Source organism: Rufibacter latericius, assembly GCF_003721515.1.
GTDB lineage: Bacteria > Bacteroidota > Bacteroidia > Cytophagales > Hymenobacteraceae > Nibribacter > Nibribacter latericius.
The window spans coordinates 113,719-139,011 of record NZ_RJJD01000001.1 but is presented as its reverse complement, the minus strand read 5'-3'; the positions used below and the strand labels follow the sequence as shown (position 1 = coordinate 139,011).

The following is a 25,293-nucleotide window of genomic DNA, read 5'->3' as shown; positions in this document are numbered from 1 at the left end:
GCGACTAGATGGTAGGTGGTTGCTGGGTTCTTTCCTGGTAGGTTTGGGTGCGGGCCTGGTATTGGTTTGCTCTGGATTTGGGCAAGTAGGTGTAATGGTATTCCTGGGGTTCAAACTTAGAGCCGGGCAGCATCTCGGCGTCTGGGCTGACCGAGGGATAGCGCAACTGCTCGGCGGCTTTGGCTGATAATTCCGCGTATACCCGGTCGGCTTCGGCTTCCTTCACCAAGGCCTGGATCAGAGAAGTGTGGGAGGGAAGCTGGTGATCGGCTACAATTTCTTCGTTGATCAGGAACTGTACCGTTTTGTGGTTTTTCACTTTCACCACATACTCGGTGCCGTTTTGGGTAGTGGTGATGGTGCCGTTTTTGATAAAACCCACCGGAATCAGGTATGTAGGTTCCGTTTCCACCTCCGGCACAATCCCGTTCACCACAATCTTGAGTGCGCCCTGCTCATACTGCTGTAGAAGGTTCTGCATCAGGTTTTTGTAGCGTTGCACTTCCTGCGCACTAACCTTTTCACCGTTGATCTTCAAAGCAAGAATATCCACGCTGTCTCTCTCAATTTCATACACCACGCCGTTCCGCTCGAAGTCGTATCTCTGGATCACCCCATCGGAGGACTTATGGGCCGCCCCGGATACATTCAGTTCTTTGGGTGTAGTCTGGACTGGTTGGGTTTTCTGCGCGACGGGTTTGCCTGCCAGTTTTTGGCGTGGTTTTACCAAAACGGGGGATTTCTGGGGGACATGTACTATCGGGCTGTTTCCTGATGTTTTTCTGGGAAGCAGAATCTCCAAGGCCTGCTGGGGCAGTTGCTCTGAAAGAACCGAAGTGTTTTGGCGCGCAAATCCCAAAAGCAGCCCCGAAACGAGCACCAGGCAAAAGCCTACAAACACTTTCTCGGAGCGTTGCAGCGGCACGTTGTCCTGGTAGATGATCCGTTTCACGCGGTCAGTGAGGGAGGTGCGTTTATCGGCGAAGCCCGGGGCCAAGCCAAATTGCGAGAGGTTGTATTCCTGGAACGTGACCAGCGCCTGCAGGAAATTCGTTTTGCTTTGCAGCGCCTGAATGGCCAGGTCATCGCAGCAATTCTCACGTTCCTGCCGCAGTCGGGCAGAGAGCCACAGCAATCCCGGATTGAAGAAGAACAGCACCTCAGCCATTGTTTGCAGCAAGTTCACCAGGTAATCGCGGCGGCGGATGTGGGCCAGTTCGTGCAGCAGAATGGCCTCCACCTGCTCGGGCGGCAACTGCGCCAGCATGCCCGTGGGCACCAGCACCAAGGGCTTTAGAAACCCAATGACCGCCGGCACTTTCACCAGGCCAGACTCCAGCAATGATACCGGCAAACCAATCTGCAACCTCCGGCTCAGTTCCGTGATGCGGGCGAGCCAGAAAGCAGAAACGGGGCTGGTTTGCTCTTTCCTCAGCCGAACCACGTAATGCATTCCGCTCAGGATCTGCAGGCTTTTCAGCGCAAACACCAGAAACCAGACCAGCACAATGGTGGAGGCATGGGCCGTGCAGAACTCCGCGAAAGCCTGCGTCAAGGAAAGTGACGTGCTTCCCGAACGCAGAAATCCGGAAGAATTAACGCCAATCTCCGGCAACACCGATACCTCCAGCGACCCTGAAAACCCATTGCCCGCGGGCGAAATCAGTCCCCATTCATACCAGAACGTGCCTCCGCTGGCCCCCAGAAACAGCACAAACAAGCCCGCCAGTAAATTGTACCGTAGCGCCGGGGCCGATCTGCGCGTCAACTGCACCACCAGACCCGCCGCAATGGCTAGCACCAGGCCCTGCCATAAGGAGTGCACCAAGGTCCAGCAGAGGGCCTGTATGAAGTCAGAGGAAAGAAGCTGAGCGAGCAGAAATGGCATATCCGTATGGGTGAATTAGTCTTTCGGCATGTTTTTGATCATCTCCTTAATGGCTTCCAACTCTTCTCTGGAAGTCTTTTGGTTACCCAGCAGTTGCATGACCAGCTTACCCGCCGAACCGTTGTACATGGTGTCAATGAATTTGTCCAGGAGGTGATCTTTGGTTTTTTCCTCCGCCTCGGCCACCCGGTAAATATGCTTCATGCTGCTCTCATCGCGGTTCAGCAGGCCTTTGTCTACCATAATCTGCATGAGCTTGAGGGTGGAGGTGTAGTTCACCGGCCGCTGCAGATTTAGTTCATCATTCACGAAACGCACCGTGGAGGGGCCGTGCTGCCACAGCACCTGCAGAATCTCCAGCTCGGACTTGGTGGGTTCCGGTAACTTGTTTTTAGATAGATCTTTCGCGTTCATACGATAAAGGTAGGAAAAATTTCGTACGAACAAATATTTACCATGATTTTGTGCAAAAATCTTTTCGGGGGCTGAAACCGTATTTTCATGATCCGCTTCAAAGTTCATGATGTATTGACTTTTAAGGTATTAAATCAATGGAAGCTCTATTAGCCTAAAAGCGGATTTCTTACGGAAAGACAAAGCTTTTGTCATTGCGAATATTTTTAGCATGTTTTCCTGAAATCAGACCAAAAACAACGGTAAATTTGTAACCTCTTAGGTGACCTGAATCTTACGGCCGACCCTTATTCAGGTAGAAAATAAATTGAGCAAACAGCAGTGGTGACCGGAACTGAACCCAAGGATTTCTTCAAGCAGCCCAGAAAAGCGTCAGAGATCAAAGCGGAGATACTCTCCCGGTTTTTTCCGGTTTGGAGCGAGTTAGCGGTGGCAGGTCAGAAGGAGGCTGCGGAGGCTGCGTGCCTTTACCTGGACCTGAATGTTGGCACCGGGTCCTTGGAAGGCGGACTGCCCGATGCTTCGCACAGAGTTTTGAAGCAGATTTTCGCGGGCGTAGGAAGCAGGCCTCACCAGAAAGCTGTTTTTCGGTCGTTTTTCGGAGAATCAAACAAAAACGCGTTGGCTGCACACCTGCAGGCCACCGAAGCGCTTCCTTTCTTCCCCGAGCTGGAAACGCCCCCGGTTTGGGTAAAAGATCAGGAAAGCCAAAAAGAGATCCGGGAGAAACTGCAAACCAACTTGCCGGCCTTGCTGGTGACTGATCCGTTCGGCTACAAATTCTCGCAGGAGATGCTGGGGCAAGCTTTGGAAAACAACGCAACGGATGTGTTTCTGCTGTTCGAAGGGAGTAAACTGAAAGCCTCGGTGAAAAGCGCATCGGCCCCCGGGGCCCTGCAGCATCTGTACGGCACCCACCTGGCGGCGCTCCAGCAGTTCTATGAGCGCACAGCTCAGGCACAGAAGCGGGAAGAGTTTGCCTTGAAAACGCTGGAAAACGTCCTCCGGGGAAAAGGATTTCGCACCGTGACCTTCAAATTTGGCACGGGCAAAGAGCAACCGCAGCAGTACCTGGTTTTTGCCTCCCGGTCAGAAACCACCTGCACCAAACTGAAGGAAATCCTGCTGGACTACAGTGATTACCAGGAAGACGGGGTGCCTCTGCTGGCCGCCAACCTGAAGCCCCTACGGCTGCTGATACCGGAGTACGCGCAGTACCTGCCGTTCTCGCTCTACAAACTCCAGGAAGATCTGCTGCAGAACGCGTCTGCGTACAACCGCCTGAGCCTGGAGAAAATCTACGAGAAGCACAACGTGGAAACGCCCTATTCGCGGGCCAACTACCTGACGGTGATGGAAAAGTTGAAGGAACAAGGCAAGATTCTGCTGCTTAACCCCAAAACCGCCCAGCAGGTGCACAAGCTTTCCTATAGTTGCCTCATCAAATTCAAGGCCTGAGATAGCAAACCGGTTGTTTTTTTGCCGCTCATGTGCGGCTGTTTTTAAGCTGTTTTCCGGAAAATATGCTTCAAACGTTCCCCGTTTTAAATAAAATAGGCCCGTTCATTTCTGAATAGTTTAATTTCCGGAGCCAGCCATTTAAAGCCGAGCAAGATTTGCTGGACATCCGTTTTCCGCCGCCCTATCTTTGTTCCCCAATTACATGCTTATGACCGCTGCCCCCTCATTCTCTGCCTTCGCTGAACTGGAAGCTTCGTTTACCGGTGAATTGTTTTACGACGCAGGCTCCTCTCTGCACGAAGCCCAGCGACGGGTCTACGCCACCGATGCCTCGGTGTACCAGGAGAAACCCGTGGCGGTGGCCATTCCCAAGACGAAGGAAGACCTGAAAGCCCTCATCCGTTTCGCGAACCAGCACCAGATCACGCTCATTCCGCGGGCGGCCGGTACCTCGTTGGCGGGTCAGGTAGTAGGAAACGGGCTGGTGGTAGACATCTCTAAATATTTCACCCAGATTCTGGAAATAAACGATGCCGAGCAGTGGGTGCGGGTACAGCCCGGCGTCATCCGTGACGATTTAAACGCCACCCTGCGTCCGCACGGGCTGCTGTTCGGTCCTGAGACATCCACGGCCAGTCGGGCTATGGTGGGTGGCATGATCGGGAACAACTCCTGCGGCCTGCACTCCATTGTTTGGGGCGACACCCGTACGCATTTGCTCTCGGCCAAAGTGCTGCTGAGCGATGGTTCAGAGGCCGAGTTCAAGCCGCTCACCCATCAGGAACTGCAACAGAAACTCACGCTGCAGAACCTGGAAGGGGAGATCTACCGGAAGATGTACGGGCTCATCAGTGCCCCTGAAAACCGCGCGCTTATCCAGCAGAATTATCCCAAGAAAACCCTCACCCGCCGCAACACCGGTTACGCGCTGGATTTCCTGGTAGACGAAGGCGCCGGAGCCGAAGGCCAAACTACGCTGGACCTCTGCAAACTGCTGGCGGGCTCTGAAGGCACGCTGGCCTTTGTCACCGAAGCCAAGCTGAACTTGATTCCGCTACCTCCCAAGGAGGAGGGCTTGGTGTGCGTGCATTTCAACTCTCTGATGGAAGCCCTGGAGGCGAACATCATCATCCTGAAGCACCAACCCATGTCCTCTGAGCTGGTGGACAAGTACATCATGGATTTCACCAAGGGACACCGCACCTATGACGCCAACCGGTTCTTCATTGAAGGCGACCCCGCGGCGCTGCTGATGGTGGAATTCATGGCCGATTCCCAAGACATCATCACTGACAAAGCCGAGGCGCTTATCGCTGACCTGAAAGCTGCCGGGCTGGGCTATGCCTACCCCGTAGTACGGGGCGCGCTCACCAAACCCGTGTGGGACGTGCGCAAGGCGGGCCTGGGATTGATCCGGAACCTGCCCGGCGACACCCAACCCGTGAACCTCATTGAAGACTGCGCTGTGTCGCCGGAGGATTTGCCTGCTTACATCACTGATTTGCAGAAAGTGCTGGAGAAACATAATCTGCAGGCTTCGTATTACGCCCATGCCGGCGCCGGGGAGTTGCACGTGGAGCCCATGATCAACCTCAAAACGAACGAAGGAAAACAGGTCTTCCGGCAGGTTTTAGCAGAAACCACTGAACTGGTCAAGAAATACAATGGCTCCCTCAGCGGCGAGCACGGTGACGGCCGTCTGCGCGGCGAGTTCATCCCGCAGGCCCTGGGCCAGGAGGTGTACCAGTTGCTGAAGGAAGTGAAAAGCATCTTCGATCCGAAGCATATTTTTAACGCAGGCAAGATTGTGGACACTCCGCCCATGAACGAGTTCCTGCGCTACGAAGAGAAACCCGCCCAGCAGGTGATCCCCGTGGAAACGCTCTTCGATTTCTCCCAGCAGGAAGGAATCCTCCGGATGGCCGAAAAATGCTCCGGCTCCGGCGACTGCCGCAAAACCCACGTGAGCGGCGGTACCATGTGTCCCAGTTACATGGCCACCCGCCAGGAAAAAGATACCACCCGTGCCCGGGCCAACATCCTGCGCCAGTTCCTTACTAATTCAGACAAGCTTAACAAGTTTGACCACAAGGAAATCAAGGAAGTGATGGACCTGTGTTTGAGCTGTAAGGCCTGTAAGAGCGAATGCCCCTCCAGTGTAGACGTAGCCAAGATGAAGGCCGAGTTTCTGCAGCATTACCATGATGCCAACGGCGTGCCGCTGCGCACCCGCATGATCGGGAACTTCACCAAGATGCAGCAGTTGGCCTCAGTGGTGCCGGGCGTGTACAACTTCATGATCAGCAACCCCGTGACCAGTAAGCTGATCAAGAAAACCGTGGGCTTCGCACCGGAACGTTCGTTGCCTGAAGTGGGTAAAACCACCCTGAGAAGCTGGTTCAAGAAGTGGCAGAAGGAGAATGCCGGAAGCACCCAGAACGGAAGACCGGTTTACCTGTTCTGCGACGAATTCACCAACTACAATGACGTTGAGATCGGGCAAACCACAGTGAAGTTATTGACGGCGTTGGGCTATTCCGTGCAGATCCCAGAGCACCTGGAAAGCGGCCGTACCTATTTGTCTAAAGGCTTGGTGCGCGAGGCTAAAGAGATCGCCATCAAAAATGTGCAACTGCTGAGCCAAGCCATGGCCAACGGGACGCCCATCATCGGCATTGAGCCCTCGGCCATCCTGACTTTGCGCGATGAGTACCTAGATCTGGTTCTTACTGACTTAGTGCCTGCCGCCCGGCAAGTCGCCGACAACTCATTCCTTTTAGAGGAGTTTTTACTAAAAGAGGTGGAAAACGGAAACATTACCCCGGCGGCTTTTACCCAGGAGAAAAAACAAATCAAACTGCACGGACACTGCTACCAGAAAGCGCTGCAAGTGCTTACGCCTACGCAGAAAATCCTGTCCCTGCCCCAGCATTACGAGGTGGAGATGATTCCATCGGGTTGCTGCGGCATGGCGGGTTCCTTCGGATATGAGGAAGAGCATTATGGGGTCTCCATGCAGATTGGCGAATTAGTGCTGTTCCCAGCCGTTAGAAACGCTGCCCCGGAGGTAATCATTGCGGCAGCCGGTACCAGTTGCCGCCACCAGATCAAAGACGGCACTGCCCGTAAAGCCCTGCATCCTGCTGAGATTCTGTGGCAGGCGTTGAAGAAGTAGTGACTGTAGTAAATAGAAACAGAAAAGCCTTTCCCGTAGGAGAGGCTTTTCTGTTTCTAGGTTGTTTTCAGGGAAATAGGTAAAAAGCAGCTCCAGGTTCTTTGTTATCCCAAGATTCAAGTTTGCAACTTGGACCCATTATGACTTCAGTTTGTAACCGAAACTTATCATTGCAAATCCTGGGGCTATCAGGGTTTGTAATCGCAAACTACAGGTATAGTAGGTCCAATTTGCAAACGTGAACCATGTTTTTGGTGGGGTAAAAAGCCTTTTGATTTAAGCCTGCTTTCCGGAAAACAGCTAAGAAACGATCAGTAAAAATCAGGAAAATTAGGCTTTAGCCCGTACCAATGCGGCTTCCCACAACTGATCCTCAGCTTCCAACAGTTCTTCCAGCATGATCACTTTTCTCTCCAGTTCCTCTTGGGTAAACAGGGTAGGAAGCAACTGCTTGTAATAAGTAATTCCTGATTGCAGGTTTTGCCAGAAGGTCTGCAGGTACTTGGCCTGTTTATCGGTGAGGGTGTTAAGTTGCTCGGCTTTCTTGTTTTTCCAGTAATCGATGTACAGGTTGAGTTCGTTGATGAATAGGTGTGGCCGGTAGGTTTGGTTCAGGGCGTTAAAACGGCCGTAAATGTGGTCCACCATTTCCTGCAGCTTGAAGATACCCGAGAAGAACGCCAGGTTAGGTCCGGGGCAGATGGCAACCGGTTTGCTCACCGTTTTCTTCCCGAGGTTGTACAGCAGCGAGGCCGTATTGGCCAGACCTTCGCAGAGGCATTCTTTGGACAGGATCTTGTTTTTCTCGGCTTTCAACGCTTCTGGACTGAGGCCTTGTTGGAGCAGTTGTTCCAGTTTGCGGCGCTGGAATTTGCGGGAGGCGGTGCAAAGTGGTTCCTCGGTGAACTCGGTGCTGGAGACCAGGTGCTTTTTCACGCAAGGGCTTCCGGTTTTGCCTTTCTCAATGCGCATGTGGGTGAGTTGTTCGCTCGTGGTGCCGCGCAGGGCATTAAACGGGACGCCCAGCGGGGAGATGGGGCTTAGGTACAGATCCTCGGCTGTGGCTTTTGATAGTTTGGTCAAGGTATCGGCATCTACGGAGGTAGCTTCGGGAACCAGCAGGAACGGCGTGCCCCATCCGGTGGCGTCGCAGCCGTAGTATTCCAGCAGGAAGTTATGTTCTTCGGCAGTGCCAATGCCGCCCTGTACCGTGAAGCGCTGCGCGGGAACCGAGGTTGGTAACTTTAGGCCTTTCGCCGTTAAGGCTTGTTGGCACATGGCCCAGAGCTCGGCTTTCAGCGCCTGGCGGTTGGTTTTGAACTCCTCCAGAATAGGACCCAGCAATAGCCCATCGGTGGCGAAGGCGTGTCCGCCGCAGTTCAGCCCAGATTCAACCCTGAACTCCGAGACCCAGATTCCTTTCTTAGCCAGAATCTTCCCCTGCACCGCCGCCGACCGATAATCGCTTACCTTGATGATGATCTGCTTTTCAAATTCGCCTTGGGTATTGGGCAGAAAACAAGGGAACTGCTCCAGGTAACTGAACAGCCTTGGGTTCATGCCCGCCGAGAACACCATGGAAGACCTTACCGAGCTTCTGGCAAAGCCGCGCAGGGCCGCCAGCGCATCAGAGAACTCAGCAGGAAGCGGGGACCCGTCTTCGGCATAATTGGTTTTATCCAGCTTGGTCATGATGTTCACGTCAATGCTGCCGGGCACCACTGCTTCGCGCAACTGACCCTGCAAAAACCGGCGGTACAACGCATCCTGCGTTTGCAGCATCTGGTGGTACAACATCCGCAGGGGAGAGGCATCGGGCAGCAGCTCGAAGTATTTAGTCAGTTGAGTGCCGGGCTGAAACTCTTCCCCACGGACTTTTTCCAGTTGTTCTTTCACCAGCTCGTCCACCAGGTTCAGGTACGCCGTCACGCGCCGGGCCCGGTAATCTTCCTGCTTTTCCGAAATTGGGGTGTAAGGTTTCTGGTACAACGAGGCATAATACAGCCGCATCTCCTCCAGAAGTTTGTCATCGGCGAGCGACAGGACGGAGGAAATCCCGTAACGGGCAACTTTCAGCGGTGAATCAATGGAAAAGGCCAATCCCATGACCGGGATGTGGAAGGTGTGCAGAGAGGTGAAAGACATGGTATTCGAAAAAAGGTGAATCTCTCCCGAATGGAAGCTGGCACAAGGTAGCGGGGCGGCCGACTTCGTTTGGATGAGCAGCGCCACTTCTGGGGATGATGCTGGTCATTGTTATATAGCCGAAATTGTATATAAGCGGCAATTCAGAAGGAGGGGCAAGCAGGCGTTTTAGAGCTGATTTTCAAGAAACGTTGCCAACACCTCAAAAGCTTAAAACGAAACGGCCTGTGTTTCCCTTTCAAAAGAAGAAAACAGGCTGTTTTCTAAAAAGGAACTCGCCGTTTACAAAGCGGCAGCCAGCATGGTTTCGCCAAAAAGGAGCAGACCGGCCAGAGCCGCAGCCTGTTGCCTGATTTCCCGCAGGGCAGTAGATTCATAGAATTCGCTCTTAAGCGGAGGGCCCAGGGTGTACAGATTTTCGACGGGTACACCATCAGGGGTAAGGAGGTTGCCGTCTGGGGCAGCGGAAAGGCCTAACCGAAGTTCGTCAGGGCAGATAAGGCTTTGGGCCAGCAGATTTTTCACCAGCGGCTCCTGGCTTTTAGCGTAATCGCACAAGGGACCGGTACAGTTAATCACCAGGTCAACCTCCAGATGATGCCTTGTGTGGCTCCTTCTTTCTTTGAGCTGGACTTGGGCCCGGTTGTTTTCCAGGTGAATGTCCAGCAAGGAGGCGGCTATAATTTTCAACTGACCTTTTTGCTCTAATTTTTCAAGTAATTCCGCCGATGTCTGGGGCATGCGGTGGCGGTGCACTTCCCAGTACGGGCGAACATGCCGTAAAAACTGCTTTTTCTCTTTGAGGGAGAAATTCCCCCACAGGACGGGAACCGAATCGCGCAGAGCATCCAACACACTGTGCCAGGTATAGCCTTCAGCAGTTGCTTTTTTAATTTCCTTTCTCACAGCACGCAACACTTCCAGCGGGCTAAGATCGTTCTGGAACTGGGCCAATTGCACCGGGTAAGGTTTGGCTCCCAGTTGGTACGCCCTCGGGACCATTCCATGGCGGGAGACCACGTAAATGCATCCTTTATGGCCTTTGGCGATCAGGCTGCCTACCAAGTCAACCATGGTGAGGCTGGATCCGATGAGGAGAAGGGAGGCTTCCTGCGGTAATTTCTCCAGCACCTCGGCAGACCACGGGGTAGTCTGATAGTGCTTGCTTTGGTAAAAGGCTTTGTTTGAGATGGGCACATTGGTGGGGGCAAGGTTCCCCAAGGCCAAGACCACCCTCTGCGCTTCCAGTTGTGATCCGTCTTCCAGTTCCAGCAGAAAGTCGTTAGTGCCGGATCTTTGGTTTAGGGCCACCACCTCTTTTTGAAACCGCACCAACCGCACGTTCTGGGAGGCACCAGCCTCCGCCCGAAAAAGCCAGGAAGTAACGTAATCCCCGAAGATGTGCCGGGGGATAAAGTCATCTGGTGAGACGGGCTGGGGCAGGGCGGTAGGATAAAGGTGCTGGTTCTCACTGAGCCAATCTACGAAATCATGGGGCTGATCTGGGAAAAGGCTCATGCGGTAGGCGGGCACGTTCAGGGGCTGAAAAGGCAGTCTGCTGCTATAGGCCACCCCGCGGTGCATTTTACCGGCCTCTTTCTCCAGGAGGTAGATCGTGGTTTTCTTCCGGGCCACCTTCAGTAAATTGATAGCCGTCAGGGTTCCGCTTAGACCGCCCCCAATAATGGCAATGCGTGTATGCTCCATGGTCACTTGTTTCGAGTATCGTAGAAAAAGAACGGTTCAAGGAAGACTCCACCCCGGAAAACTGCGGTAAAGTGCAGGTAGGCAACGAATTTGTACCTATACGGACGCTTGTTCGGGCGGTTAGTAATTTTGCGCTTCCCCTTCAACTTTTTCAGATCGGGTCTGGCAATAAAAAGGGTCCCCAAGTGAAAATCCACCACATGGCATCGGGTAAACTGGCTTTTCCTTTCCCGCGTCCTGTTTTAGGGCCGTTTTTTACAGATCATCCTGAAAACCCCTTTTAAGCCCCTTTTCAGAAAACAAGCTCCTAAACGAAGGCGGGAACCCTTACCTTTATGAAAAGATCGTTCCTTTGTGGAAGGTCACTTTTTTAAAACCAGAGTTCCATGAGATGGATTACCCGTGAGCGCCCAAAGATTGACCGACTGGCCTGTCCCTGGCTTATTCGTCGGTTCATTGACGCTACTGCGGAAATCATCTACGTGCCCGAGCGCCAGGTGCTGGACAAAGCCAAGGAACTGGATGCCGTTCCGTTCGATATTCCGGGGGTAGAATACTCGCATTACCAGGACCATTGCACCTTTGACTACTTCCTGAAGAAATTCGATCTACAGGACCCGGCGCTGCAGACCATGGCAATGATTGTGCGCGGCGCAGATACCGATGACCATTCCCTGGCGGCCCAGTCGGCGGGGCTGTGGGCCATTTCGCACGGCATGGCCTTCAACATCACCGATGACCACGAATTGCTGGACAAGGCCATGGTGCTGTATGACGGGTTGTACAGTTGGGCCAAGCACCTGCAGAAGCAAAAACACACCACGCACCCTACCGAGCAGCTTTTCCTGGAGATCTATACCAATTACCTCCAAGAGAAAAAGGAATCGGCGCAGAAGGTACCCACCTGGGCACAGCACCTGAAGGAGATCATCCAGGACCAGATAGACACCAACCTCAGTTTGAACCTGAAGGAAATCTCTGAGGCGCTGGATGTGCACCCCACCTACGTTTCGCGGGCGTTTTCCAAATACTTCGATAATCTGTCGTTTGGGGAGTACATCCGGAAACTGCGCATTGAGAAAGCCCTGAATCTGCTGCATACCTCGGGCTACACCCTGGCCGAGGTCGCTTACCTCACGGGTTTCTCGGACCAAAGCCATTTTACCCGCATTTTCCGGCAGCACATGGGCCAGAGCCCTTCGGAATACCAGAAAAATTTACGGAAAGGTAAACCAGGTTCCAAAGGTTAACTCTGTTCTAGCCTGCGTATACAAGGTTCCTTATCCTTGTGCTGAAACCTGGATTACTATGGAAACAAAGATGCTAGCCACACCTCCGCAGAAAACAAGACTAACCGCGCCAGAGAAACCTTCCTTCCGGGAAGCGTTTCTATTCTGGCTGAAGCTGGGTTTCATCAGTTTCGGCGGGCCCGCGGGCCAAATCGGGATCATGCATACCTTTATTGTGGAGCAGAAACGCTGGGTCTCAGATTCCCGGTTTCTGCACGCGCTTAACTACTGCATGCTGTTGCCCGGTCCCGAGGCCCAGCAATTGGCCACGTACCTGGGTTGGCTTATGCACGGGGTGCGTGGCGGCTTAGTGGCGGGTATTTTCTTCGTGCTGCCCTCTGTGTTCATTTTGCTGGGCTTGAGCTCTGTGTACGTGAGCTACGGAACCATTCCGTGGGTAGCAGCGCTGTTTTACGGCCTTAAACCGGCGGTGGTAGCCATTGTGGCTCTGGCCCTTCTGAAGATTGCGGGCAAATCGCTGAAAACTTGGTTCCATTACCTGCTGGCGGTGCTCAGTTTCGTGGCCATTTTCTTTCTGAAGATACCTTTTCCGCTGATTATTCTGGCCACCATCGTTTTAGCGATCGTTTTGCGAAAACTAACCCCAAACCTGTTCCAGGAAAAAGAAGCCACCCAAAAACAGGCCGAAGACGAAGAAAGCTATTACCTGCATGCGGGCAGTGAAGTAGTGGGCGCTGGGGTCACCTGGGGGAAAAGCCTGCTCCGGTTGGGTGTAACCTTATTGCTATGGGTGGTGCCGCTTGGGCTGTTCTACCTATTCACCCGCGAGTTTCCCTTCTGGAGCCATCTGGTGGCCTTTTTCACCAAAGCCGCCCTGGTGACGTTTGGCGGAGCCTACGCGGTGCTGCCATACGTAGCCCAGGTGGCGGTGGAGAAATTCGAGTGGCTTTCACGCTATCAGATGATAGACGGACTGGCCTTGGGCGAGACCACGCCTGGTCCGCTCATCATGGTACTGACGTTTGTAGGATTTATGGCGGGGTTCAACCATTACGGCGGGTCGCTGGCCATGGGGGCGCTGGGTCTGTTTACCACCACCTTCTACACTTTTTTGCCCTGCTTTTTCTTTATTCTGGCCGGAGCGCCCCTTATTGAACGCACCCGTGGCAATGCGGCCGTCAAATCCATTCTGGGCGTAGTGACCGCCGCCGTAGTAGGGGTGGTGCTGAATCTGACCGTCTACTTTGGAGTTGCGGTACTCTTCCCCGAGGGGCTTTCCCTTAGCCGTTTAGATTACTTTGCCTTGGTGTGGATGGTGATTTCCTTTCTGGCCATGTACCGATTCAAAGTGGGCATGATGCTCTGGATTGGCATCAGTGCCATGGCTGGATTAGCGCATTATCTCCTGTTTTCAGCCACCTTTTAGGATAAGGAATTGAAAACAGGAAGCCTTTGTGGATGTGAAAATGCCTGGAAATCAGGGATTAGTAAAAAAATAATCAAAATTTAGAGGTAAATATTTGGCTGTCTCGATCTAAAATCTTCTATTTGTCTACTAGTTCTATAGGGATTAAGAGTATCTATGTAGCTTCTGTTCCCGGAAAGGTTTGCTAAAAAGAAAGGCAGTGCTTCTTCCAGGGCATGCTGAAGGAAGCAGGAATAGAAGAATTAGGTCGTGTGGCTGAGAGGCAAAGCAAAGACCAGCAAAGTCTTTTACGGCGGTTCGAATCCGCCCGTGACCGCAAGATGAAAAGGAAAATGATGATCCTCCGGCAAGGAGTAGGGCCAAGAGTAGGGGAGGGTTGTTTTAAGGCTAGTTTTTGAAAGTACCCCATAAACTACGGTGACCTGGGCTTGAACCGGCGGAAGGCAGAAAAAGGGTAAGGGCTTGTATCTGCTCTTTCTGCCGGTTCTTTCAGAAGCCTTCCTTTTCATCGGACGCTAAGTAGCAGAGTTTTTACAACTCTTGAAGATGACGTGAAGGCCGGTTGGCGGGAGTTCCGCCCCTTGAATCTCAGACAAGACAAAAACAAAGTACAAGAAGATGAAATCAGCTGTAGTAAAAGCTAACCAAAGAACACGAATGTGCGGCTCCCTCACGCAACCCTGCTGTTGTTGTCGCTAACCCACCACTTCGCCTATCTTGTTTATTTCTTTTACTTACAACTATATGAAAATCAGAATTCTACTTATATACCTTATATTCACTTTTCCGGTTTTTGCCCTGAAAGCCCAGGAAACGAACCTGGTGGAGATCAGCGGCCGAGTAACCGACCAGGCGAGTAAAGAACCGCTGCCCGGGGTGAGCGTGTACGTGCGGGGCACCGTGACCGGAACCGCTACCAACCTGGACGGGAGTTTCAGTCTTAAAACCCGCCTGAAGTTTCCTTTCACGCTGGTCGTGTCTTTGGTAGGGTTCCAACCCCAGGAGTTTGCCATCACCGAACCCGGTTCCCGTCTGGATATTGCCTTGGTAACCCAAACCCTTCTGGGGAAAGAAGTAGTGGTGACGGCATCCAGGGTAGAGGAAAGCATCCTGAAATCGCCGGTGGCTATCGAGAAACTAGACATTCGGGCCATCAAGGAAACGCCTGCTCCCAGTTTCTATGACGCCTTGGAGAACGTGAAAGGTGTACAGATGACCACCAGCAGCCTTACCTTCAAGGTGCCTAATACGCGGGGTTTCAACATCCCTAACAACTTCCGGTTCATGCAGTTGGTGGATGGTGTAGACATGCAGGCCGCTACCCTTGGTGTGCCGCTGGGAAATGCCATCGGGCCAACCGAGCTGGACATTGAAAGCGTGGAAATTACCCCGGGTGCGGCCTCTGCGCTGTACGGCATGAACGCCATCAACGGCATGGCCAACCTCATCACCAAAAGTCCTTTCCTGTACCAAGGTTTGAGCGTGTACCAGAAAACCGGCGTGAACCACGTAGACGGCATTGACGCTGAGCCTAGCATCCTTTCTGAGGTGGCGGTGCGTTATGCCAAAGCTTTGAACGACAACTTCGCCTTCAAAGTCAACGCCAGCTACATGAACGGCACCGACTGGCGCTCTAATACTGCCACCGACCAGAACCCCAACAACCTGAACACCGCCAACCCCTTATTCCCTGAACTAAGCGGGGCCAACAACCCGGCGTATGATGCCTGGAACAAGTATGGTGACGAAAACAACAATGCCGTGACCATCAGTGGGGTGCAGTATGGCGGCAAGAACCAGACCTTTCTGGTGCGCCGGACCGGGTACTGGGAAAAAGACGTGGTGAGCCCGCGGGTAGACAACCTTAAATTCGACGCGTCTCTCCACTACCGCCTCAGCGACAACGCCGAGCTTTCCTACGGCTACCGAATCGGGAAAATGGACGGGGTTTTCCAGCGTGGAAACAAGATTCAGCTGGATAACGTGGTGGTTCAGAACCATCGGCTGGAGCTGAAAGGCGCCAATTACTTCCTGCGGTCTTATGTTTCACTGGAGAATACCGGCGATTCGTATAACGTGAAACCTATGGTAGACAACCTGGACATTACTAGCGGAGGCTCTAACAGCGAGTGGGGCGCTAAGTACAAAACTGCCCTGCAAACCCAACTGGATGCCGGCACCGATCTGGCCGCGGCCATGCTCCTGGCCCGTCAGGCCGCCGATGCTGGTCGGGTACAGCCCGGCACTCCTGAGTTCAACGCGCTCAAGAACACCATCAGAGGCATCAACAATTGGGATCACGGCAAAGTGATTGCGGGAGCCCCGGCCACCGGTGGTGCCTTGCTCACCCAGAAAAGCCGCCTGTACCACACAGATGCCCAGTGGGATTTTGCTGACCAGATCAAGTTCGCCAACCTACTAGTAGGTGCCGATGCCCGCGTGTACGAAGTCATCCCAGACGGCAACAACTTCGTGGATTTCTCACGTCCTATTGAGCAGCGTACCCAGCCCGGCGGCAATAATGTGTACTACAAGAAATTTGGGGCGTTTGCGCAGTTGACCAAGACATTCCTGGCAGATAGATTAAAATTGTTCGGGTCGCTACGGGTAGACTATAACCCTGAGTTCGATCCTAAGTTGAACCCCCGGGTGGCGGCGGTATATACCTTGTCGGAGTCGCACAACTTCCGGGTGTCTTACCAGAACGGGTTCCGGTTCCCGGCTCTTTTTGAGGCTGTGTCTTACGTGAACAACGGGAATGTGCGCCGCGTAGGGGGCTTGCCCTACATCAACGAGGGCCTGGGTTACCTGGACAATTCCTACACGCTGGCCTCGGTGAATGAATTCAATGCGGCTGTGAACAAAGACGTGACCGCCGGCCTCACCGCCAACGAAGCCGCTTTGAAGAACCGGCAGGTGCTGCAGATTACCAGCCTATCCGCTACCAGGCCAGAGCAGATCAACTCGTTTGAGGTAGGCTACAAGAGCGTGTTGTTTGACAATAAACTGGTGCTGGACATTGATGCGTATACCAACGTGTATGACGGGTTCCTGGGTCAGGTGGAAGTAGCGGTTCCTAAGAGCAATACAGTGCAGGTAGGCACAGACGAAGCTGTGGTTGCCATGCTCGCGGCGAACCGCAATGGGCAGCAGACCCGCTACCGCGTGTACACCAACGCTAAAAACAAGTACAACAACTACGGCTCCTCGCTGGGTCTTACCTACAACTTTTACCAGAAATTCACCTTGTCCGGGAACGTGAACTACAACGCCATTAAAACCAACGAAGAAAAAGACATCTTCGTGACGGCCTTCAACACGCCTAACTGGATTACTAACGTATCCATCGGGAACCGGGAGATTTTGAAGAACCTTGGCTTTAATGTGGTGTTTCGCTGGCAGGAATCATTCCTGTGGGAGAGTCCGCTGGCCAACGGGAAAGTACCAGCTTATAGCACCGTAGATGCCCAGGTTACCTACCGGGTACCCGAGAGCAAAATCACCATCAAAACCGGCGGTACCAACATCTTCAACCAGCGCTTCATCCAGTATGCCGCAGGGCCAACCATTGGCGGACTCTACTACGTGGCCCTAACGGTTGATGGGTTGCTAGCCAAATAATATCAAGTGAAAAGGGGAGCATTTTTCCAGTTCCCCTTTTTCTTTCCTCTGAATCTATTTGGCTGACATTTGTTTCGAGTTGTTCTTAAGCTGATTTTCTCAAAACAAGCATAAAACAACGCGGGAGGACTCGGCCTCCCTACGGCCGTGCTTTCGCGAGGACACATAGCTATTGGTTTCCCAAGTGATCGGCACTTTCTTCAATTTCGCCTTAAACCTACCCTATGATGAAGAAATTTACGCCCCTTCTTTTGCTGTTGGCTTGTTTTTGCTTGCCTCTGAAAGGGTGGGCGCAAACCCCCGAGAAACAGATAACAGATCGTGACCAGGTGTGGTTGGGCTATTTCAACCAAACCCGGATCTCGGATAAATTTTCCCTTTGGTTGGATCTACACGCCCGCCGTAACGATTTCATGGACCGCTGGGCCACCGCCATTGTGCGGCCCGGTATTACCTACCATATTTCAGATCATACCCGGTTCACGGTAGGGTACGCGTATGCCGCCCATTGGCCTGCCTCGGCCGAAGAGGAAACGATTCGGCCCGAGCACCGGTTTTGGCAACAGATTAACTGGTCAGGGAAAAGCAAGCGGCTGCAGACAAACCAATGGGTGCGGCTGGAAGAGCGCTTCAACCGCAACATCGCCAATGATGCCTTACAGAAAGGCTACCATTTCAACTACCGCGTACGGTACATGATTGCCCTGATGGTGCCCCTCACCTCCGATGCCATTGCCCCCGGCGTTCCGTTCCTGGTGGTGAACGATGAGGTACACCTGAATTTCGGGAAGGAGATCGTCTACAACTATTTGGACCAGAACCGCCTTTTCGGGGGTGTGGGGTATCAGTTCACCAAAGGGTTGAATGCTCAATTAGGCTACATGCAGGTTTTTCAGCAACAGGCAGCTGGCAACCGCTACTTCAAAACCCACGCCCTTCGGCTCTTCTTCTTCCAGAACCTGGATTTCAGAAAACCGAAAGTGGTGCCTCCGGCAAGTTAAAAAGGGGCAGTTTTTGTTTCCTTTCCTGAAGGCTTAAGAAGCTGCAATCTGATAAAAGGTGAGCCGATTTCAGTACCCCAAAGATCGGGGAAGGCCGCCAGAAGGTTTAAATGAGAGTTCCTTACTGTGGCGGCATCCTACATGTCCGCCACTTTTTTATTCGTTCGGTGCCGTTTGTTTAGTTCAGTTTTAAGGCTCCTTTTACCTAAACGGCTTTATTCCATTAAAAAGCAAGCGACAGTGGCTGAATATTCCGGAGCATCCGGGAAATGCCTTTTCAGAATCTTTTCCGATTTATCTTGGAGATAATATACCAATTGGTTTATTTAGCTCCATGAAACAGGCCCAGATCACCAAATCAGAGCGGACGCGCCAACACATCATTGAACGGTCTGCGGTGCTGTTCAACCAGAAAGGGTTCGCAGGAACCTCTTATCAGGACCTGATAGAGGCGACAGGTGTCACTAAAGGCTGCCTTTACGGGCATTTCTCCAGCAAGGAAGAACTGGCCGTGGCGGCTTTTGAGTTTGCGGCGCAGACCTTGATTGATCGGGTGGGCAACGCTATGGCTCCGTATGAGAAAGCGGGCGAACGGTTGAGGGCTTTACTGGATTTCTACCGCACTTACCTTTCAAATCCCATTATTGCCGGGGGATGTCCTCTGCTGAATACCGCTGTGGAAGCCGATGACAACCAACCGGCCCTGCACGAGCGGGTGGTTCGGGTCTTGAACCGCCTGCACAAAGGCGTGCGCAACCTGATTGAGCTCGGCAAAGAGCAAGGCCAATTCCATCCTTCCACCGACACCCAGGCCATTGCCACATTTTTCATTTCCACCGTAGAGGGCGGCATTCTGCTGGCCAAAGCTTACGGCGATGAAAAGCCTCTCCAAACCGTGTTAGACCAACTGGAACGCTGGCTGCAAATGGAACTGGGCCCTTTCTGATTTTCCTTCTTTTCCTTGATACCTTCTAAAACTATGATTCCAAAAACTTCTTCTCCCAAGCCAACCGTACTGGAAAGCCAGACCCGCATCCGTTTCGATCACTGCGATCCATTCGGGCACCTGAACAACAGCGCCTTCCTCAACTACTTTCAGAACGAGCGCGAAGACCAGGTGGAGGCCGCCTACGGCTTAGACATTCACGCCTTCTTCCGGAAGACGGGCAGAGCCTGGGTCGTGGGGCAGAACCAGATTGTGTACCTGCAACCCGCCATGGTGCGGGAACTGGTGACCATCCAAACCAGCATCCGGCAGGTGACCGATAGCAGCATGCTGGTGGAGCACCTGATGCTGGACGAGAAAAAGGAGAAGCTAAAAGCCGTGCTCTGGACGAAGTTCGTTTACATTGATGTGCGTAAAACCACCCGGGCCACCCATGAACCCGAATTGATGGAGTTGTTCGAAGAAGTAGTGGTGAAGGAGGAAACACCGGCTCTTTTTGAAGACCGTGTCAAGCAGCTTCGGGAGCAGATGAAGACCGTAAGTGCCCAATAGGCTTTGTGCAAAATGAAACTAAAAAAGCGTTTGGGGGCTGTTATCACGAAAACAGCCCCCAAACGCTTTAAAGGAAATAAGGAAGATCTAGAAGTTTAAGGTACCCGCGATTTCACGTAAAGCCACTTCCCCGATTTTAGCTAGGTACTGCGCATTGCTGTACCGAACAGTGGCGTTCACGTAGTTGAGCTGGGCATCGCGTACCTCTACGGTAGTGATGCTGCCCAACCTGAATTTTTCCATGGTGATGTCCAGGTTCTGGCGGGCAATGCGCTGGTTGTTTTCCTCCAATCTAACCAAGCTCAGATTGGTCTGGTAGGTCTGGTAAGCCGAGGCTAACTGAGCGTTGATGTTTTGGTTTATCTGCTCATACTGCAGCTGGGCGCTGTTGATGAGAATATTGGCATTCTGCTCGTTCCGGCGCTGGTTGAACCCGCTGAAGATAGGTACCGAGGCAGAAACTCCGTAAGTGAGACCGTTTCCGGTGGAAAGGGTGGAGAAACCCAAGGCAGAACGGTTACGGTTGAAATTGTACCCCGTGTTCACTCCAACGACCGGGAAACGGTTAGCGCGTACCTGTTTGGCATCTAGTTCGGCAATGCGGCGGTTGAGAACGGCGGCCTTCAAAGACGGGTTCATCTGAGCCGCCTGCGCTGACAGACCTTCCAGCGTGAGTTGGTCATCGATCAGGATGTCATCAGGAACGGTAAACCGAATGCTCACATCGCGCACCAGTAACTCATTCATCCTGATCTGGGTGTTGCGGTACAACTCCTGCTGACGCAGGAAATTGGTGGTATCGGTGTTGTAGTCTACCTGGGCGTTAAGTACTTCCAGGCGGGCCGCTTTCCCGATCTCGAACCGGTTCTGGGCAGTGGTCACCCGCAGGCGGGATAGCGAAATAGCCGTATCGTATGCCCGTAATTGGTGCTGCTGTTGAACCAACTCGTAGAACGTGCTCATGACATCGCCCACGCGGGCCAGCACTGTTCCTTGTAAGTTTGTTTCCCCCAATTTCTGCAGTTCCTGTAACTGCTCGTAGCGGGCAAACATGGCAAAGCCGTTGAAAACGGTCCAGTTCAGGCCCACACCGTAACTTAAGCTTGATCCTTGGCCCCAGCTAACCTCATTTACTTGGCCATCGGCGCGGGTTTGGCTGCTATTCTGGATGGTTCTGTTATTGGTTAAGTTTCCGGTCACGTTGGGCAACATGCCAGCGTTGCCGCGGGTCACGTTATTCTCTGCAATCCGGCGGTCGTTGGCAGACAGCTTAATGTCGTAATTTCTTTCCAACGCAATTCTGACAGCGTCTTCCAGGGTTAATAGCTCCTGAGCTTTTACCTCCGTTGCCCCAAAGAACAAGCTGAAAAGGAAAAGACTCAGGAGACCAAATCTATATTGTAGCATAAAAGGATTTTCTTCGAACAATTAATTAGTGGGCCACTGCTTTCTCGTACTCTTCAATGTGGTCAAACTCTGGATGGTGTTTGCGCTCTTTGGACCACATGGAATAAATGGCCGGAATGATGAACAGGGTAAGCACCAGCGAGAAGATGGTACCGCCCACAATCACAACCCCCATGCCTATCCGGCTCTGCGCGGCCGCTCCCAAGGCCATGGCAATGGGTAAGGCGCCAAGGGCGATGGCCAAACTGGTCATCAAAATAGGGCGCAGACGGGCTTCAGAGGCTTCCAGGATGGCGTCCATCTTCGACTTACCTTCTTCGCGCAACTGGTTCGCAAATTCCACAATCAGAATACCGTTCTTGGTTACCAACCCAATCAACATAATGGTGCCTATCTGGCTGAAAATGTTCCAGGTCTGCCCGAACAGCCACAAAGAAAGCATCGCGCCGGCTACCGCCATTGGAACCGTCAAAATGATGATGAACGGATCGATGAAACTCTCGAACTGGGCGGCCAGGATGAGGTAAATCAGCAGCAAAGCCAACCCGAAGGCGAACATGGTGTTAGAACCACTTTCCACGAAGTCACGGGACTCACCACCAAGGTCAGTAGAGAAGGTATCGTCCAGAACCTGGGCTTTAATGCGGTCCATGGCCTCGATTCCGTCACCAATACTTTTACCTGGGGACAGACCCGCGGATACCGTCGCCGACAGATACCGGTTGTTGTGGTACAACTGCGGCGGGCTGCTGCGCTCTTCCATGGTCACCAGGTTATCCAACTGAATCAATTGGCCGGTAGAGCTCCGCACGAAAAGCGAAGTCAAGTCCATGGGGTCGTTGCGGTCTGGGCGATCAAACTGACCCATCACCTGATATTGGCGTCCGTTCATCAAAAAGTACCCAAAACGCTGGCCACTCAAAGACAACTGCAAGGTCTGCGCCACGTCAATCACCGATACGCCTAAGCTTTGGGCTTTCTCGCGGTCAATAGAGATGTTGATCTCGGGCTTGTTGAATTTCAGGTTCACATCGGCCATCACAAACGTAGGGTCGTTGTTCACGGCTTCCATGAATTGCGGGATTTTCTCCTGTAGTTTCTGGAAGTTAGGCGCCTGAATGATGTACTGGATGGGTTGTCCGCCCCGGCGGTTTACCGAGATGGTAGGCTGCTGAATCACGTTGGTTCTGGCCTCAGGAAACCGGCGAACCACCTTTGAAAGCTGATCAGCAATTTCTTTCTGGGAGCGGTTGCGCTCTTCCTGCGGTTTCAGGGCCAAACGCATCATACCGCTGTTCACCGACCCAGAGCCCCCGAACCCAGGCGAGGTAATCACCAGGTTCACTTGTTTCTCAGGTACAGAATCCTCTACCACGCGGGTCAGCTCCTCCATGAAACGCTCCATGTATTCATAAGAAGAACCTTCAGGAGCGGTAGCAGAGATGCGGAGCATGCTGCGGTCATCATAAGGGGCCGTCTCCTTCTGCAGCGTCATGTAGAATAGAACGATCAATCCCAAACAGGCGAAGATAATAGGGAAGGAGAGCCACTTGCGTTTCATGAACTTGGCCAAGGCCTCGGCGTAGCCGCTGTTCATGCGTTGGAACATCGGCTCGGTCCAGTTGTAGAACTTAGACTTCTTTTGCTCGCCACCTTTCATCAGATAGGCATTCAGCATGGGCGTTAAGGTCAGGGACACGAAAGCCGAGATCAACACCGCTGCGCCGATCACCACCCCAAACTCCCGGAACAATCGGCCCACGAAACCTTCCAGGAAAATTACCGGCAGGAACACCGCCGCCAAGGTGATGGAGATAGAAATAACGGCCATGAAAATCTCATTGGAACCCTTGATGGCTGCCTCAATGGGCGACATGCCTTCCTCTACCTTTTTGTAGATGTTCTCGGTGACCACAATTCCGTCATCCACCACCAGACCCGTCGCCAGCACGATGGCCAGCAAGGTAAGAACGTTGATGGAGAAGCCGGCCAGGTACATAATGAAGAAAGTGGCAATCAAAGACACCGGAATGTCAATCAAAGGACGGAAGGCAATGCCCCAGTCACGGAAGAACAGGTAGATGATCAGGATTACCAGCACCAAGGCAATGAGGATGGTCTCGGCTACTTCGGTCACCGATTTCTTGATGAAGACGGTGTTGTCCATGGCAATGTTCAGCACCAGGTCACTTGGCAGCTCTTTCTTGAGCTTATCGAACTGTTCATAGAAGTTACCGGCAATCTCCAGGTAGTTGGTACCCGGCTGCGGAATGATCGCCATCCCCACCATGGGCACGCCAGATTCCGTCATCTTGGTTTCCAGGTTCTCAGGGCCAAGCTCGGCCCGCCCGATGTCACTGAAACGGGTAATGGTCTCGCCTTCAGAAGAGATGATCAGGTCATTAAACTGCTGCTCGTTAGACAGGTTTCCTAAGGTTCTTACCGTTAGCTCGGTGTTCTGGCCGCTCACTTTACCGGTAGGTAGTTCTACGTTCTGGCGGTTCAGGGCCGTGCGGACATCGGCTACGGTTAAGCCGTAGGAGGCCAGTTTCATAGGATCGAGCCATAAACGCATTGCGTAGCGCTTCTGCCCCCAGATCTGGATGCTACTCACGCCCGGAATGGTTTGCAGGCGCTGGGAAATCACGTTCTCGGCGTAGTCAGAAAGCTGAAGCGCATCCCGCTTTTCGCTGCGCACGGTCATGGTGATGATCGGCTCAGAGTCAGCATCGGCTTTGGAAACAACGGGTGGCGCATCAATGTCCTCTGGAAGGCTTCTTACCGCCTGCGATACTTTGTCGCGTACGTCATTGGCGGCCTCTTCCAGGTTTTTCTCCAGGTTGAACTCAATGTTGATGTTGCTTCTTCCCTGGTTACTGGACGAGGAAATGTTCCGGATACCGTCAATGGAGTTGATGGCCTTCTCCAGTGGCTCAGTGATCTGCGACTCAATGATGTCAGAGTTGGCACCGGAGTAACTGGTGCTCACTGACACGATAGCCGGGTCAATGGAAGGGTATTCCCGAATCCCCAGGAACGTGTACCCAATCACCCCGAACAGCATGAGCAGGAGGTTGAGCACGATCGTGAAGACGGGCCGTTTTATGCTTGTGGTGGATAAACTCATGTTAAAACAGAAATTATAATTCTTTCGCCAAGGCCACTTTCACCGGGCTGCCGGCTTTCAAAGACATCACACCCGTGGTTAACACGGTATCGCCGGCGCTCAGGCCGGAGGTCACTAGCAGGTCTTTCTCGGTACGGGTACTGGTCTCAATCATCACCTCCTTGGCTTTGCCGTTTTCGGTGATGAACACTTTTTTACCGTTCTGTACCGGAACCACCGCCTGCGTAGGGATCAGGAGCGCGTCTGGTATAACCGTAAGCGGCAACTGAATGTTTGCAAAGGAACCTGGCATCAGCTTTCCGCTTGAGTTATCTGCGCGGGCGCGTAACTGCAAGGTGCGGGTAGCGGCGGCAATGCTTGGTTCAATGGCATAGACCTTGGCGGTGTATTTTTCGTTGGTTCCTGCTACCGTAAACGTCAGTTCCGTATTCAATTTTACCTGGCCGGCATATTTTTCCGGCACGGCAAAGGTGATTTTTATGGGGTTGATGCTCACCAAATTGGTGACCACGGTTTCTGGGGAAAGATAGCTACCCGAAGAAACGGCTCTCAAACCTACTTTCCCGGCAAACGGAGCGGTGATAGAGGTTTTTGCCAACTGGGCGCGAACCAACTGAATCTGCGCTTGGGCGGTTTTAAGTTCGGCCCGGGCTACGTCGTATTCTTCGCGGCTGATGGCTTCTTTCTCCAGCAGCAAGCGGGCGCGGCGCTCGTTCTCGGCGGCCAGCGTTTGGCGCGTCTGCGCCTGGGCCAGTTGGGCGCGCAACTCAGAGTCATCGATCTTCACCAGCACCTGTCCTTTGCGTACGTTTCCACCCTCAGTGAAGTAAATGCCGCGCACCAGACCGGAAACCTGACCTCTCACCTCAATCTGTTCGTTGGCTTCAATGGAACCCGTCACGGATAGCGAGTTGGCGAATTCCTTTGGAGTGGCTACTATGCCGCTGACCCGCATGGTTGGAGCACCTGCGCCGCCGGGGCCACCTGGCCCTCTTCCGGCTCCGCCAGCCCCTCCTGGTCCGCCTCCGTTTGCTTCTTTGTTGCTGGAAATGCGGTAATACACTAAAGCCCCGAAACCAAGGATAAGCAGCGCATAGACAATGTGTTTTATTTTCATAGAATTGGTAATACTAAAACTCTCTCGTTTGTGTGAAACAGGTGGTGACTTTGGTT

15 protein-coding genes and 1 tRNA gene are annotated in these 25,293 nt (G+C 52.9%); 9 read left to right on the top strand and 7 right to left on the bottom strand.

Going from position 1 to position 25,293, the window contains the following annotated elements:
• Nucleotides 1-4 precede the first annotated feature (4 nt).
• Together EFB08_RS00550 and EFB08_RS00545 are read right to left on the bottom strand one after the other, a co-directional pair.
• Nucleotides 5-1,888 carry a M56 family metallopeptidase gene (locus tag EFB08_RS00550; protein WP_123124966.1) on the bottom strand — a complete coding sequence of 628 codons (1,884 nt, stop codon included), beginning with the start codon at nt 1,886-1,888 and terminating at the stop codon, nt 5-7.
• Between the two features lie 15 nt (nt 1,889-1,903).
• Nucleotides 1,904-2,302: a BlaI/MecI/CopY family transcriptional regulator gene (locus EFB08_RS00545; protein ID WP_123125580.1), complete on the bottom strand. Its 399-nt coding sequence runs from the start codon at nt 2,300-2,302 to the stop codon at nt 1,904-1,906.
• 324 nt (nt 2,303-2,626) lie between these two features.
• Here EFB08_RS00545 and EFB08_RS00540 point away from each other — a divergent pair, with 324 nt between their 5' ends.
• Complete coding sequence (locus EFB08_RS00540; RefSeq protein ID WP_125077613.1) at nt 2,627-3,760, top strand: class I SAM-dependent methyltransferase; 1,134 nt, start codon at nt 2,627-2,629, stop codon at nt 3,758-3,760.
• Nucleotides 3,761-3,971: 211 nt separating this feature from the next.
• Nucleotides 3,972-6,938 carry an FAD-binding and (Fe-S)-binding domain-containing protein gene (locus tag EFB08_RS00535; RefSeq protein WP_123125579.1) on the top strand — a complete coding sequence of 989 codons (2,967 nt, stop codon included), beginning with the start codon at nt 3,972-3,974 and terminating at the stop codon, nt 6,936-6,938.
• 330 nt (nt 6,939-7,268) lie between these two features.
• Here EFB08_RS00535 and EFB08_RS00530 read toward each other — a convergent pair whose 3' ends face one another.
• Together EFB08_RS00530 and EFB08_RS00525 are read right to left on the bottom strand one after the other, a co-directional pair.
• Nucleotides 7,269-9,083 carry a hypothetical protein gene (locus EFB08_RS00530; RefSeq protein WP_123124964.1) on the bottom strand — a complete coding sequence of 605 codons (1,815 nt, stop codon included), beginning with the start codon at nt 9,081-9,083 and terminating at the stop codon, nt 7,269-7,271.
• Between the two features lie 282 nt (nt 9,084-9,365).
• A complete protein-coding gene (locus tag EFB08_RS00525; RefSeq protein ID WP_123124963.1) occupies nt 9,366-10,790 on the bottom strand; it encodes an FAD/NAD(P)-binding protein in 1,425 nt (474 codons plus the stop codon).
• 386 nt (nt 10,791-11,176) lie between these two features.
• Here EFB08_RS00525 and EFB08_RS00515 point away from each other — a divergent pair, with 386 nt between their 5' ends.
• The 7 genes from EFB08_RS00515 (at nt 11,177) to EFB08_RS00485 (ending at nt 19,586) form a co-directional block, all read left to right on the top strand.
• Nucleotides 11,177-12,040 carry a chromate resistance protein ChrB domain-containing protein gene (locus EFB08_RS00515; protein ID WP_123124961.1) on the top strand — a complete coding sequence of 288 codons (864 nt, stop codon included), beginning with the start codon at nt 11,177-11,179 and terminating at the stop codon, nt 12,038-12,040.
• 58 nt (nt 12,041-12,098) lie between these two features.
• Entirely contained in the window at nt 12,099-13,466 is a 1,368-nt protein-coding gene (gene chrA, locus EFB08_RS00510; RefSeq protein ID WP_123124960.1) for a chromate efflux transporter, read from the top strand.
• 245 nt (nt 13,467-13,711) lie between these two features.
• Nucleotides 13,712-13,782 (top strand) — tRNA-Cys (locus EFB08_RS00505).
• 428 nt (nt 13,783-14,210) lie between these two features.
• A complete protein-coding gene (locus tag EFB08_RS00500) occupies nt 14,211-17,087 on the top strand; it encodes a TonB-dependent receptor (RefSeq protein WP_123125578.1) in 2,877 nt (958 codons plus the stop codon).
• A gap of 224 nt (nt 17,088-17,311) precedes the next feature.
• Nucleotides 17,312-18,088, top strand: a complete 777-nt coding sequence (locus EFB08_RS00495; protein WP_227006153.1) for a DUF2490 domain-containing protein — start codon at nt 17,312-17,314, stop codon at nt 18,086-18,088.
• Nucleotides 18,089-18,422: 334 nt separating this feature from the next.
• The gene (locus EFB08_RS00490) at nt 18,423-19,034 is read left to right on the top strand and encodes a TetR/AcrR family transcriptional regulator (protein WP_123124959.1); all 612 of its coding nucleotides are present in this window, start codon (nt 18,423-18,425) and stop codon (nt 19,032-19,034) included.
• 33 nt (nt 19,035-19,067) lie between these two features.
• On the top strand, nt 19,068-19,586 hold the full coding sequence (locus EFB08_RS00485) for an acyl-CoA thioesterase (protein WP_123124958.1): 519 nt from the start codon (nt 19,068-19,070) through the stop codon (nt 19,584-19,586).
• Between the two features lie 87 nt (nt 19,587-19,673).
• Here EFB08_RS00485 and EFB08_RS00480 read toward each other — a convergent pair whose 3' ends face one another.
• Genes EFB08_RS00480 through EFB08_RS00470 form a run of 3 tightly spaced genes read right to left on the bottom strand, consistent with a single transcriptional unit; the run spans nt 19,674 to nt 25,237 of the window.
• The gene (locus EFB08_RS00480; RefSeq protein WP_123124957.1) at nt 19,674-20,993 is read right to left on the bottom strand and encodes a TolC family protein; all 1,320 of its coding nucleotides are present in this window, start codon (nt 20,991-20,993) and stop codon (nt 19,674-19,676) included.
• Between the two features lie 25 nt (nt 20,994-21,018).
• On the bottom strand, nt 21,019-24,120 hold the full coding sequence (locus tag EFB08_RS00475; protein ID WP_123124956.1) for an efflux RND transporter permease subunit: 3,102 nt from the start codon (nt 24,118-24,120) through the stop codon (nt 21,019-21,021).
• Nucleotides 24,121-24,133: 13 nt separating this feature from the next.
• Nucleotides 24,134-25,237 (bottom strand): efflux RND transporter periplasmic adaptor subunit, encoded by a 1,104-nt coding sequence (locus EFB08_RS00470; protein ID WP_123124955.1) that lies wholly within the window; start codon nt 25,235-25,237, stop codon nt 24,134-24,136.
• Nucleotides 25,238-25,293: the final 56 nt, after the last annotated feature.